We start from the raw sequence: 12,973 nt of genomic DNA on the forward strand, positions 1-12,973 counted from the left end.
TCTTGCGATTGGCTGTATTGTCACAGAGTGCGCGTATTTATAGCCAGATGGCGCAACAAGAAGGCTTTAGTGTATTGGCTGTGGACGCGTTTGCGGATAACGATACGCAGCAATCTGCAACATTGGTATACCACTGGCCAGGCCTGTGCGGACCGGATGTCAACAATGAAATGTCTGGGTTAATGGAAGTATTGGATAGTTTCAAGCCGGATGCCGTTTTACTTGGTTCTGGTTTTGAAGCAGATCAAGCGGCATATGCAAAGTTATTCACACGCCATGCAATATTTGGCAATACACCGGAAACCGTGGCCCGGGTCAAAAATCCGCAATGGCTGAAAAATTATTGTGATGCGCACGGCGTCCAGTCGCCATGCATCGCCACGCAAAAGCCGGTCGAAGGTCGTTGGCTGCATAAACAGGCGGGACGATGTGGTGGTATGCATGTGCAAGACTGGTCACCTGCAGCAACAGTCACTGCAAAAAGTTACTGGCAAGCATTTCAGCCAGGACAAGCCGTGGGAATATTGTTTGTCGCGCATCAGCAGGCATTCACATTGATTGGCGTACATGCACTCAAGCAACGCGCAGGGAGCTATGCTTATGCAGGCGTGAAGCGCTTGCATGATCCAGCGCTAACTGTCGCTGCCACAGAGTTATTGCAGGCAGTCTTGCCAGGCTTGGGATTAGTTGGCATTAACAGTATTGATGCCATCTGGCATGAGGGCGAGTTGCATCTCATCGAGGTGAACCCCCGACTCAGCGCCAGTATGCGTCTGTATGCAGGGTTGCCATTGATAAAAGCGCATATGGACAGTTGCAATGGCAACATCATGCCTCTGCAACAACATACTAAAACGCATGCCTGCCATTGCATTGCGTATGCACGACAAGAGATTAACGCAAGTCATCTAGACTTTCCTGACTGGTTGGAAGACCGGCCCAGTGGTGGCATGATTGCTGCGGGTCTGCCCGTTTGCAGTCTATATGCACAAGGGGACTCAGACAGGGAATTGCTACAGGCTTTGCAAGATAAGAAAACACGATTAGAGAAACTATGGGGGACTTATGTCTGTAACCGCATCGAATTCAACATCCATTAGCGTTCAACAATATAGCGCACCACTGGTGGCGCATCTGATGGCCAATGCCCCAGCTTTAGGCTGCGCAGTGGCAACGCATGAAACAGGCGCCACGATTGTGGATGCAGGTATTCAAGCAACTGGCGGCCTGGAAGCAGGGCGCATCATCGCCGAAATTTGCATGGGTGGTTTAGGTAGAGTGTCGTTGCAGCAAGTGCCGCAATTTGCCCACTGGCCTCTCAGTGTCGTGGTGACAGCTACCCAACCGGTGATTGCCTGCCTTGGCAGTCAGTATGCCGGCTGGGCCTTGTCACACGAAAAATTCTTCTCACTGGGCAGTGGCCCGGCACGCTCAATTGCACAGCGTGAAGAAGTCTTCAAAGATATTAATTACAGTGATAAAGGCGAGCAAACGGTTTTGGTGCTGGAAACCGACAAGGTGCCTCCTGTGCAGGTGATTGAAAAAGTGGCCAGAGATACTGGCCTGCCAGCCAATAAGCTGACATTTATCCTGACCCCAACCCGCAGTGTGGCCGGTTCCTTGCAAGTGACTGCACGTGTGCTCGAAGTTGCACTGCATAAATGCCATGCCTTGCATTTTGACCTGAATGCCATTGTCGATGGTTATGGTGTCGCGCCAGTACCGGCGCCCTCGCCAGACTTTATCGTCGGCATGGGCCGTACCAATGATGCGATCCTGTTTGGCGGCTTTGTGCAGTTGTTTGTGAATACCGATGATGCTGCAGCGGAACAACTCGCCCAGCAACTACCTTCCTCTTCATCCAAAGATTACGGCCGCCCATTCGCACAGGTGTTCAAAGCCGTTAATATGGACTTTTACCAGATTGACCCCATGTTGTTCTCTCCAGCCAAAGTCAGTGTGACTAACCTCAAGTCCGGCAAGACTTTCTTTGGCGGCCAGTTTAATGAAACCCTTCTGAATCAATCATTTGGAAGTTAAATTTAAGGTGCTATAAAAGTTCTTGACGCGGGATTCTGTGCAAAATGCATGGGTCCCGCGTGATCATTTCAACGCTGACATGAACGTCCTTCCTATTTTTACCGACGAAGTAGCCCAGGCTGGTGGCTGGCACGGACAGAGTCTGGCGCAAGCCTTTGCAAAACTTGGCTGGCAGGCATTGATGGTGTCATTGGATAGTTGCCACGTCAGTATTGTGAATCAGCAGGTGCAAGTCCACATCCCAGGGCTCACACAAGCTGCACCTTTGGCATTCGTGCGTGGCGTGGCGGCGGGCACCACCCAGCAAATCATCACGCGTATGAATATCCTGCATACCCTGCAACGCCAGGGCATGACAATTTACAATCAGGCGCGGGCCATTGAAATAACCGTAGACAAAGGCCTGACCAGCCAATTGCTGGCAGAGCACGGCGTTCCCACACCCGCCACCTGGATATGCGAACATCGCGGCGTTGCCCATCCCTTGATGCAGCAGGCGCTGGATGCCGGCAAGTCTCTGGTGATCAAGCCGCTGTTTGGCTCCCAGGGCAAAGGTGTACGTTTGATAGAGCATCCGCAGCAATTTGCGCTACCGCAAGATCAGTTTGTCGATGGGGTGTATTATCTGCAAGAAAAAATCGAGTGTGGCCAGCATCAGCATGATTATCGTGTATTTGTCGTGCGTGGCGAGCCGGTGGCAGCCATGAAGCGGCAAGGGGAGAACTGGTTACATAATGTCGCCCGTGGCGCACGCTGTACTGTATGTCACGAAGTGGATGTAGCTGAGCTTGGCGTCAGGGCGGCACAAGCCATCAATATTGATTATGCCGGAGTAGATATCATGCGCGACAAACATGGCAAGTTATGGGTGATCGAGGTCAACAGTATCCCTGCCTGGCGGGGATTGCAAAGCATCACCCCATTTGAGATTGCTGACGTGCTGGTCAATGACTTCTTGCGCAAGGCTAATCTGTCCTAATCCTTATGACCACCTCAGTACAACAAGCCTACCTCAACGCCTGCCTGGCAGAGCTGGAGGCGCTCAAACCCGGCAATGTGCATATTTTTGCCGATGGTCATGGCATGCAGGTACAGGACTTTATCCAGAGCGCCGAAGTGTCTGCGCCAGCGCTGTGTGATGATCAGGTGTTTGGTGTGCGTTCTTTAGGGCAACGGATATTAGATGCACTACAAGCTACTTATGACAAGGTAGGTTGCAATACTAATTTGGGCATCTTGTTATTGGCAGCCCCAGTCGTTCACGCCTTATCAACATATCCGCAATTACCGTTAAAAAATGGCTTGCAACACGTGCTGCAACAAACCACGATAGCCGATGCGGCCTGCGTATATAAAGGCATACGATTAGTGAATCCTGCTGGGATGGGTCAACGCGAAGAGCATGATGTTTCACAAGCGCCGCAAATTGATTTGCTGGAAGCGATGCGCCTGGCAAGCGCGCATGATATGGTCGCGCGGCAATATGTCGATGGTTATGAAACCATCTTCTCTCAAGCGTTGCCACTTTATCGCGAGCTGATAGCACGCTGGGAACGCCCGGCGTGGGCATTGTCAGTGGTGTATCTGTATTGGCTGGCCACGTTTCCTGATAGTCATATTGTGCGTAAATATGGGGTTAAAACTGCCGCAGCTGTGCAACAGGTGGCGCAAACGCATTACCAGGCATTGTTAGCGCTGGAGAATCCCAAACATTACCTGCCTCAATTGCTAGCCTGGGACCAGGCACTCAAACAGCAAAAGTTGAATCCTGGTACAAGTGCAGATTTAACCGTGATCACCGCGCTGTGTGCTTCCCTGACAGGTTAAACCAGGATTTTCCTCATTATCCCAGATTTTCCATTGGGACTTGAAATGGCAACGCTGGACAGTTTGATGGATTTTTTTGTGAAAATTTGAGGGTAATAGTCATTCTATTGACCGAAAATTTGCGCCAAAAAGACGCAAAATGGACAAGTTGACGTTCAAGTAGATTAAATGTCGCCTAATGGAAAATCTGGGATTAAGCATAGCCACCACAAGAGTATACTGTGAGCCTCTCAAGAAAACGACGAGGAGAATGCCATGACCGAACAAGTACTTACTGAGCAGGAAATTCAACAACACTTTTCTGAATCATTGCCACACTGGTTTTATGAAGATGGCTGGATACGCCGCAAATACAAAACCAATAGCTGGAAGGGCACGCTCATGGTGGTGAACACTATTGGACACCTGGCAGAAGCAGCCTGGCATCACCCTGATTTAACGGTATCGTATGCGTTTGTGATCGTGAAGTTATGCACGCACAGCGCTAAAGGCATCACCATGAAAGACATTGAACTGGCGCGTAAAATTGAAGAAGTGATTCAATGGCAACCACAGGCAGGCTCAGCTTTGGAAGGTACGCCTCAGGATGACCTGCGTTTCAGTTATGTGAAGTACGATAAATAATCTAAAAGTGTTGCGCATGATTGATTAATTTTTGATTTTCTATGTCTTCACCTGTTAACGCCAGCCTGCCTCCTGCCATTTTCCTCATGGGGCCGACTGCAAGTGGTAAAACGGCCGCCACTATCGCCTTGTGTCAACACTTTCCGGTAGAAATTATCAGCGTCGATTCCGCGCTGGTTTATCGCGATATGGACATAGGTACGGCTAAACCTGATGCCGAGACGCTGCGGCAGGCGCCACATCATTTGATCGACCTTATTTCACCGCTAGAACAGTATTCTGCAGCGCAATTTGCCAGGGATGCATTAGCGCTGATGCATAAAGCTACGCATCAAGGACGTATCCCGGTACTGGTTGGCGGCACCATGCTCTATTTCAATGCCTTGCAGCATGGGCTAAGTGATTTGCCAGAAGCAGATGCCACCATTCGCGCGCAAATTGAAGCCGAAGCAAACACCGTAGGCTGGCCGGCCATGCATGCCCAGTTAGCCAGCATCGATCCCACTGTCGCCGCCAAAATTCACACCACCGATTCTCAGCGCATAGAGCGGGCATTGGAGGTATACCGCATTAGTGGTAAACCCATGAGCGTCTTGCGCGCGCAGTCACAAAAAGTATCGCTGCCATTCAATATCCTTAAACTGGCCTTGATGCCCAGTGACCGCAGTGTGCTGCATCAGCGCATTGCTGAGCGCTTTCAGCTGATGCTCAAACAAGGCTTTGTAGATGAGGTGAAAAAATTACTGATTGACTATCCGCAACTGAACATGGATACCCCGAGTATGCGTTGTGTCGGCTATCGTCAGGTGCTGCAGTATTTGCATGGTGATATTGACTTGCCAACGCTGGGCGAGCATGGCGTGTATGCCACGCGCCAACTGGCTAAACGCCAGCTAACCTGGTTGCGCGGCATGGATTATGTACATGTGCTGGATTGTTTGCAACCAGATTGGGTAACGCGGGCGCTGGCACTCATTGACCATCATCAAAAATAAAAAACTGGACAAATTGTTCGGTTTTTTATTTGCTTGCTTTCCCTAATAAGCCCCATCTTGACCAACAATGGTCAGCCATATCGTCTTGGCGACAATCAACATATCCAAGCGAGGGCTCCAGTTGCGCAGGTACTCAAGGTCATAATGGACACGTTGCTCCATTTTTTCTAACGTGTCCGTTTCGCCGCGGAAGCCATTTACCTGTGCCCAGCCGGTAATCCCGGGTTTTACCTTGTGGCGTACCATATAGCCTTTAATCAGCTTACGGTATTCCTCGTTATGCGCCACCGCATGTGGGCGTGGCCCAACCACACTCATGCGGCCTTGTAACACATTAATAAACTGCGGCAACTCATCCAGGGAGGTTTTGCGCAAAAAGGCACCCAGTGGCGTAATGCGTTGATCATTCCTGGTGGCTTGTGTCACCGTTGCACCATCTTCAGTGACGGTCATGGAGCGGAACTTGTACACCAAAATCTGTTGTCCATCCAAGCCGTAACGACGTTGCTTGAAAATAACGGGGCCAGGAGAGGTGAGTTTTACTGCAATCGCAATACCGATCAAAATAGGCGAGATCAGAATCAACACCAATAATGAAAATAAAATATCTGCCGTGCGTTTGATAAAGCCATCCATGCCAGTAAATGGCGTATCACACACAGAAACAACAGGAATGCCGTTGACATCCGAAACGCGTCCCTGGATCAGGTCGGTGACAAAGATGTCAGGCACAAAGTAAATGGAAGCTGTCGTGTCTTTAAGATCGTCTAATAGTTTCAAAATACGAGGGTGACTGGACATCGGTAAAGCGATATAAAGTTTGTGTACAGTGTGTGATTTCAGGTAATGACTCAGTTCATTCAAGCTGCCAAGTACCGGATAAGAATCTATGTGCGGAAGCCGGTTAGGCGCGCGGTCCTCAAAAAATCCCAATATATTGATTCTTTGATAATAATCACGTTTCAGATTATCCGCCAAAAGCAGACCTTGCTCATTCAAGCCGATAATCAAGGTGTTTTGTCGTGGTCCTTGCCACTCAATCAATTTGGGGCTGGCCCATTTTAGTAACTGCAACGCAATAATCTGGGCAACTGGCGTCACAATCAACCAGGCGAGAATTAATTTTTCGCTATATAAGGTGATGTAACGAGTGATATAAGCAAAGGTCAGCAAAAAGGTGGCAATGACCAGCCATTGACCAATCACATCCCGGCACATCTTGGCAAAGCCCTTGCGAATCTTGGCGCCGCTGGGGAAAGAAATCGAAAACAGCACTATCGATGTAATAAAAATCGACATCGGAATGCGGTTTTCGGTATAAATAAACAACCCCCACAGCACAAACACCATCACCAAGGGCTCAACGAGAGACTCAAGCATGTAAAGTGGATTACTCCCGCCAGATGAAAAGCCGGAGAGTGTTCTGATCGGAGGTTTAGTCGCCATATGTGAAATTAGTAATTATTGTGTTGGGGCTTCAATGTTAAATGAATACAAAAATAAGTGAGCGGGCGGAATCTAAAGTGCAAGGCGCACGCAACGCAATCACCGAATCAGTACTATAGAGTACAGTGAGGTCTGAGTAGCGTGCAATGCAGCAATTTGCCCGCGTAACCATTATTTCTTATATTTATTTAAGTTTAACGCAACTGCGATAGTGGCATCAATGCACGATTCTTGCAATCGCCCTTTTGTACAGGTGCATCACTTGGATTAACATGGTAATCTGTCAAAAAAAATTAATAATAGTTGTTCATCATGGTTTATCATTTGTGGTGCCTGATGCTGCTCGCGTGACTATAATGAAAACAGGGCTCTTAGCTTTAATTAAAACCACATTTTGTGCACATAATCATCTGGTAATTCAATCGCCTCATTTTTAATCAATACGGCCACTGCATGTCCATAAAACCAAAAAACGTGAAATCATTAACAAAGGTGCCCAAACTCATTTGGTGGTGTTTATCAGTACTCTATGCTTCAAACACGATAGCAGATGAATTCGACACCCTGCAGTTCAACGCTGCGGTCAATAAAACCTGGGATAACAACCTGTTTCGCTTGAGTAATAATGAAATCTCTGACCAGGTTACCACCTACACGGCAGGGGTCAAACTCGATAAAAGCTACTCGCAACAGCGTTTTATTGTGAATCTCAATTATGTGGATAATCAATATCAGCGTAATGATTTTCTCGATTTTAATACCCTCAACTATGATGCAGCCTGGCGTTGGACGCTTACACCGGCTTTAACGGGCACACTATCTTCTACCAAATCCAAGGCGCTGGCCGGTTTTGCCGACTTTAGAACGTTGGCCCAAAATATTCGCACCACCGAGACCAATCAGTTTCGTGCTGAGTATTCTCCACATAAAGTATGGGCCCTGATTGCAGGCTTTACTGAATCCAGTGCTACCAACAGCCGAACCTTTAATGCCATCCCTGATTTCGAATACACAGCTTTTGATTATGGGGCCAGTTATAACTTCACGTCTGGTACGAGCATCACCTTTTTAGCGCATAAACGGGCAGGGGACTTCAAGCGAAGCATCGATTCTGTAAGTTTTTTTGATAACGGTTACAGTGAGGATGAATTTGAGTGGGATACCGTCTTTAAAGCCACTGGTAAAAGTAATCTGAGTACCAAGCTGGCGTATTTGTCCCGCAAGTACGATAACTTCGGCGTGCGAGATTATGATTCATGGTTGGGTTATATTCGGTATGATTTACTGTTAACTGGCAAGCTCAAACTAAATACTGAGTTAGCTCGTACAATTGGTCAGTTTGATACGCCGTATAGTAGTTATTCGGCTACCGATGCACTTACAGCAAACATGAGTTATTTTTTCAGTGATAAATTAATTTTTGCCATCAATGGCCGCTATGCGCAACGCGATTTCAAGCAGCCAGTGGTCGCAGGGTTGCCGTCTCGCACTGACGATGAACGCAGTTTGGGGGCCTCCTTGACCTGGCAGCCACTAAGAAGTATTGGCTTGATTCTTAATTCAACCAAGTCCTCACGCAATGCCTCCAATGGCTACAATAATTTTGACTTTGATGACGTAACAACCAGTGTGACCCTGGATTTAAAAATTTAGGATTTGAAAATTTAAGACATTTTTCAATTCAAAGCGTTGAATATTAACCCCCGTCATCAATTTGCAACCTGAACCCGTTATTTTATAAAAAACAGGAATCAAAAAACCATGAAACGTATAGTAATGACAAGCCTGTTATTAGCCACACTAGCTGCTTGTGGCAGCAGTGATCCAATAGGCAAGCAAACTCAGGTAGTGGCCAAGGTCAATGGCGACGAAATTACCGTACATCAAATCAATGGCGAAATGCAGCGCCTGCAAGTGCCGGTGGCTAATCCGCAAAAAGTGGCCAAACAAATGCTCACCAGCCTGATTGACCGTCAATTGTTGGTGCAAGAAGCGCAAAAGCTTAACCTGGACCGCACCCCGGAAGTCATGCAACTGGTGGATGCTGCCAGGGCGCAGATTTATGCCCAGGCTTATTTGGCGCGAAAAGTGTCTACTTTAGGCCCTGCCACTGAAAAAGAAGCTCAACAATTCATGGTTGAGCACCCTGAAGTATTCAGTCACCGCAAAGTGTTTACCACTTCAGATATTATTTTTGCGAACGACGCATCCAAGGTCGACGTTAACCAATTACAAACGCTGGTCAGTAATGCCGAGGAATTAAAAGCCTGGCTCAATAGTCACCAAATACATTTTGAGCTCGCAGAAGAAACCATTCCAAGCGAGGCATTGCCCAAACAAGCAGTCGGCCTGGCAGACCAGCTCAAAGTGGGCGATTTAATGTTTATGCACGACGATATCAAAGTCGTCGCGCGCAGCATTGCCAATATTGCCGAGGTGCCACTCTCCGAACAGCAAGCCAAAGATATGGCCACCAAAGCGGTCAATGAGCGTAAACGTCAGCAGTTGATTCTGGATGAAGTGCAACGGCTAAAAAAATTGGCGCAGATTGAAGTGCTAGACCCTAATCTGAAGCAAGACGAAGCAAGCGCCACGGCTAAAGCCTCTCCGGCTTCTGCCAATGACAAAACCAATAATCTTGATCATGGCTTAAAAGGGCTATAGACCGGTTATTCATTTGTCGATAACGTACCGTTTATTCTTTAATAAAATAAATTTACTCGAGAGCTAGATATGAAATTGTTCACACGCTGCCTGTTTTTATTCACGTTGTTGTTCTCTCTGCCTGTGCTGGCAGATTACACCTTAGGCACCGGTGACTTTGTGAAAGTCACTGTTTACGGTGATGCAGAGCTTACCAGAGAAATTCGCATTGCAGAAAACGGCATTCTGACTTTTCCGCTCATCGGCGAGGTGAAGGTAGGTGGTTTAAGCACCGTTGAAGCTGAAAAGAAAATTGCCGAGCAGTTACAACGTGGAGGCTTTATTGCTAGCCCTCAAGTCTCTTTGGTGGTGCTGCAGTTTTTGAGCAAAACAGTCTCTGTACTGGGCGGTGTGCTTAAACCTGGCCGTTATCCAGTCACCCGGCCATCAGACATAAAAGACATGATCGCAGAGGCGGGCGGTATCACCGCTGAAGGTTCAGAGATTGTCACAGTCGTCCGGGGTGACAAACGTAGCGAATTTGATCTGCATGACGTCATTAACCAACACGTTGGTAAAGAAGATATCGCAGTTGTTGGCGGTGAAACTATTTATGTTGGAACGCGTGATGTTGCGGTGGTGGGACAATTGTTACGCCCAGCCAAATATGGCATCCAGGGTGGCATGCGTAAAATCAGTGACTTTATTTCTTTGGCTGGTGGCCCTAACGAAAATGCTGGTGAGGTCATGTTTTATACCACTTCAATCTCTGGGTCACCTGTGACTGAGCAAATCAATATTGACGAGTTATTTAAAGCGCCGAATTCTGCACAAAACAAGCAGGTCTATCCTGGGGATGTACTTTATGTGCCTAAAGCGCCACAAGTGTACGTCTACGGTGAAGTGCAGCGCCCTGGCATGTATAAAATTGATAAAAACATGACCGTGATGCAAGCGATTGCCAAAGCGGGTGGCTTGACCATCCGAGGCACCCAACGCTCAGTCAAATTGCATCGTAAAGACGAGCGTAATGAAGTCATCAAACAAACACCGGGGTTAACTAGTTTATTACAAGATGAAGACGTGTTGTATATCGAGGAAAGCTTGCTTTAAGCAAAGGGCCATATTATGAATTTTTCACAATTTTTATTGATACTTAAAGCAAGAGCCAAAATTATTATTTGGACATTTTTAATTATTGTTGGCACAACAATATCAATTAGCCTGGTTTTACCCAAAAATTATACGGCCACAACATCCTTAGTCGTTAATTACAAAGGTGTTGACCCTTTGAGTGGCATGGTAATGCAAGCCCAATTGATGCCTGGATATATGGCTACTCAGGTCGATATTATTACTAGTCATGCCGTTGCAGTGAAAGTTGTGCAAAACTTGGGTTTGACCAATAGTCCAGTCATCAAACAGCAGTTTGAAGAAGCATCTGAGGGTTCAGTGAATATCGAAGACTGGCTGGCTGAATTGTTGCTAAAAAAGCTCGACGTCAAGCCTTCTCGTGAAAGTAGTATCCTTGAAATCAGTTACACGGGTAGCGATCCGCAGTTCTCGGCGGCTATTGCGAATGCGTTTGCCGATGCTTACCAAGAGGCGAGTTTGCGGTTAAAGGTCGAGCCTTCACAAAAAGCTGCTGGTTATTTGCTGACACAAGCAAAAATTTACCGTGAAAAACTTGAAGAGGCTCAGGTCAAGCTGTCGCGATATCAGCAAGAAAATGGCTTGACCAGTATTGCGGAAAACCTGGATGTGGAGAACGCTAAACTTAACCAACTGGCAAATCAGTTAATTATGGTTCAAGCCCAAGCGCTTGATTCATCTTCCCGGCAAAAAAATGCAAATGCAAATGGCGATGCGTCTCCGGATGTCGCCGCTAGTCCTGTCATTCAGAATTTGAAGGTTGCATTAGCACAGGCCACATCAAAGTTGGCAGAAGCAGGTAATAGACTTGGCACTAATCACCCACAATATCAGTCTGCACAGGCTGAAGTTGACAAACTCAAGTCTCAATTAGATATTGAAGTGTCTAGAATTGGCAATAGTGTAGGTGGTAGTGCTCGTATTTATTCTCAAAATGAAGCATTGCTTAAAGCCGCTTTGGCAGCACAAAAGCAGAAAGTGTTAGATCTAAATCGCTCTCGGGACCAGTTAATTGTTTTGCAGCGAGACGTCGAAACCGCGCAAACTGCATATAACAATGTAACGCAAAGATTGAATCAGAATAGCATTGAAGGGAAGGCGAATGAAAGCGATATATCCATCCTGAACGTTGCGATTCCTCCAGATAAGCATTCAAGCCCTAAACTATTGCTCAATACATTTTTGTCGATTTTCCTCGGTGGTATGTTAGGAATCGCTTTCGCGCTTTTCTCTGAAATGATGAACAGAAAAGTACGTAGCGCTGAAGATATTACACAATTACTTGAATTGCCCTTGCTTGCAATGATCGAATCAAATGGTTCTAAAACAAAAAAAAGCGTGCTACTGCCGCCTTTTTCTAAAGGTTATTAATATGAGTCAGCAAATCATTGATTCCAAAACACATGAAAATGTCTCTAGTATCGGACGCTTGTTGTTGGACATGGGTAAAATAACCCCAGAAGATACTGACCGTATTTTGCGTAGACAAAAAGAAGAGGGTATCAAGTTTGGCGATGCAGCCAAACAGTTAGGCCTGATTACCGAGGATGACTTGCAGCAAGTGCTGTCCCGTCAGTTTGACTACGCATACCTCCCTGCCGCAAATGCCCAGTATAGTGCCGATCTGGTTGCAGCATACCAGCCTTTTTCAACCCAAGTGGAGGGTTTCAGGGCTCTACGTAGCCAGATCATGTTTCGCTGGTTAAATGAGGGTTTCAAAGCATTCACAGTAGTTGCTTCAGATTCAGGAGAAGGAGCTAGCTATATTGCTGCCAATTTGGCTGTTGTGTTTTCCCAGCTTGGCAAAAAAACATTGTTAATTGATGGCAATATGCGACAGCCGCGTCAACATAAAATATTCAACCTGAAGCAGTCTTTTGGCTTGTCAGACATTTTGGCTGATCGAACGCCAGGTGCGGAAGCATTATTTAACATACCTGATTTTCCAAACCTAACTGTACTTGGTGCGGGCACTGTACCACCAAACCCACAGGAGTTAATTGGCAGGCAAAACTTCCCCCAGTTAATCAAATACGCCAGCTCTATTTTCGACGTAATTATTATCGACAGTCCGGCCATCTCTGCAGGTTCTGATGCTCAAATGTTGGCTTCGATTTCTCGGGGCGCTATATTGGTATCAAGAGTGCATCATACTTCAATTGAACAATTCAGGTTGTTAAAAAATCAGGTTGAAGGTTCAGGTGCCAATATTATTGGTGCGGTAGTCAATAATTATTAGGGTTCTT

At 46.8% G+C, this 12,973-nt stretch carries 12 protein-coding genes; 11 read left to right on the forward strand and 1 reads right to left on the reverse strand.

Annotated elements, in window-relative coordinates:
* Positions 1-2: 2 nt before the first annotated feature.
* The 6 genes from F463_RS0100930 to miaA all read left to right on the forward strand — a co-directional run bounded on the left by F463_RS0100930 (position 3) and on the right by miaA (position 5,486).
* Complete coding sequence (locus F463_RS0100930; protein WP_245545093.1) at positions 3-1,100, forward strand: ATP-grasp domain-containing protein; 1,098 nt, start codon at positions 3-5, stop codon at positions 1,098-1,100.
* Positions 1,066-2,040: a methenyltetrahydromethanopterin cyclohydrolase gene (mch, locus tag F463_RS0100935; protein ID WP_026295188.1), complete on the forward strand. Its 975-nt coding sequence runs from the start codon at positions 1,066-1,068 to the stop codon at positions 2,038-2,040. The genes F463_RS0100930 and mch overlap by 35 nt, the downstream gene beginning before the upstream one ends.
* A 79-nt stretch (positions 2,041-2,119) precedes the next feature.
* Positions 2,120-3,019, forward strand: a complete 900-nt coding sequence (locus F463_RS0100940) for an ATP-grasp domain-containing protein (RefSeq protein ID WP_018985159.1) — start codon at positions 2,120-2,122, stop codon at positions 3,017-3,019.
* A gap of 5 nt (positions 3,020-3,024) precedes the next feature.
* A complete protein-coding gene (locus F463_RS0100945; protein WP_018985160.1) occupies positions 3,025-3,867 on the forward strand; it encodes a triphosphoribosyl-dephospho-CoA synthase in 843 nt (280 codons plus the stop codon).
* 255 nt (positions 3,868-4,122) lie between these two features.
* A complete protein-coding gene (locus F463_RS0100950) occupies positions 4,123-4,491 on the forward strand; it encodes a 4a-hydroxytetrahydrobiopterin dehydratase (protein ID WP_018985161.1) in 369 nt (122 codons plus the stop codon).
* A gap of 41 nt (positions 4,492-4,532) precedes the next feature.
* The gene (gene miaA, locus F463_RS0100955; protein WP_018985162.1) at positions 4,533-5,486 is read left to right on the forward strand and encodes a tRNA (adenosine(37)-N6)-dimethylallyltransferase MiaA; all 954 of its coding nucleotides are present in this window, start codon (positions 4,533-4,535) and stop codon (positions 5,484-5,486) included.
* Between the two features lie 42 nt (positions 5,487-5,528).
* Here miaA and F463_RS0100960 read toward each other — a convergent pair whose 3' ends face one another.
* On the reverse strand, positions 5,529-6,866 hold the full coding sequence (locus F463_RS0100960; RefSeq protein ID WP_018985163.1) for an undecaprenyl-phosphate glucose phosphotransferase: 1,338 nt from the start codon (positions 6,864-6,866) through the stop codon (positions 5,529-5,531).
* A 540-nt stretch (positions 6,867-7,406) separates the two neighbouring features.
* On the opposite strand from F463_RS0100960, the gene epsL reads away from it, so the two are divergent.
* The 5 genes from epsL to epsG all read left to right on the forward strand — a co-directional run bounded on the left by epsL (position 7,407) and on the right by epsG (position 12,966).
* Entirely contained in the window at positions 7,407-8,585 is a 1,179-nt protein-coding gene (gene epsL, locus F463_RS0100965; RefSeq protein WP_245545094.1) for an XrtB/PEP-CTERM-associated polysaccharide biosynthesis outer membrane protein EpsL, read from the forward strand.
* An 84-nt stretch (positions 8,586-8,669) separates the two neighbouring features.
* Positions 8,670-9,596, forward strand: a complete 927-nt coding sequence (locus tag F463_RS13945) for an EpsD family peptidyl-prolyl cis-trans isomerase (RefSeq protein WP_281163704.1) — start codon at positions 8,670-8,672, stop codon at positions 9,594-9,596.
* A gap of 69 nt (positions 9,597-9,665) precedes the next feature.
* Entirely contained in the window at positions 9,666-10,688 is a 1,023-nt protein-coding gene (locus F463_RS0100975; RefSeq protein ID WP_018985166.1) for an SLBB domain-containing protein, read from the forward strand.
* Between the two features lie 15 nt (positions 10,689-10,703).
* Entirely contained in the window at positions 10,704-12,098 is a 1,395-nt protein-coding gene (epsF, locus tag F463_RS0100980; protein WP_018985167.1) for a chain length determinant protein EpsF, read from the forward strand.
* Between the two features lies 1 nt (position 12,099).
* On the forward strand, positions 12,100-12,966 hold the full coding sequence (gene epsG / locus F463_RS0100985) for a chain length determinant protein tyrosine kinase EpsG (RefSeq protein ID WP_018985168.1): 867 nt from the start codon (positions 12,100-12,102) through the stop codon (positions 12,964-12,966).
* Positions 12,967-12,973: the final 7 nt, after the last annotated feature.

Source organism: Methylophilus methylotrophus DSM 46235 = ATCC 53528, assembly GCF_000378225.1.
GTDB lineage: Bacteria > Pseudomonadota > Gammaproteobacteria > Burkholderiales > Methylophilaceae > Methylophilus > Methylophilus methylotrophus.

What these genes read in the sequence shown, in the direction of transcription:
- mch (WP_026295188.1), top strand. Translation starts at nt 1,066, where the DNA reads ATGTCTGTAACCGCATCGAATTCAACATCCATTAGCGTTCAACAATAT.
- miaA (WP_018985162.1), top strand. Translation starts at nt 4,533, where the DNA reads ATGTCTTCACCTGTTAACGCCAGCCTGCCTCCTGCCATTTTCCTCATG.
- epsG (WP_018985168.1), top strand. Translation starts at nt 12,100, where the DNA reads ATGAGTCAGCAAATCATTGATTCCAAAACACATGAAAATGTCTCTAGT.
- F463_RS0100940 (WP_018985159.1), top strand. Translation starts at nt 2,120, where the DNA reads ATGAACGTCCTTCCTATTTTTACCGACGAAGTAGCCCAGGCTGGTGGC.
- F463_RS0100975 (WP_018985166.1), top strand. Translation starts at nt 9,666, where the DNA reads ATGAAATTGTTCACACGCTGCCTGTTTTTATTCACGTTGTTGTTCTCT.
- F463_RS0100945 (WP_018985160.1), top strand. Translation starts at nt 3,025, where the DNA reads ATGACCACCTCAGTACAACAAGCCTACCTCAACGCCTGCCTGGCAGAG.
- F463_RS0100960 (WP_018985163.1), bottom strand. Translation starts at nt 6,866, where the DNA reads ATGCTTGAGTCTCTCGTTGAGCCCTTGGTGATGGTGTTTGTGCTGTGG.
- epsF (WP_018985167.1), top strand. Translation starts at nt 10,704, where the DNA reads ATGAATTTTTCACAATTTTTATTGATACTTAAAGCAAGAGCCAAAATT.
- F463_RS0100950 (WP_018985161.1), top strand. Translation starts at nt 4,123, where the DNA reads ATGACCGAACAAGTACTTACTGAGCAGGAAATTCAACAACACTTTTCT.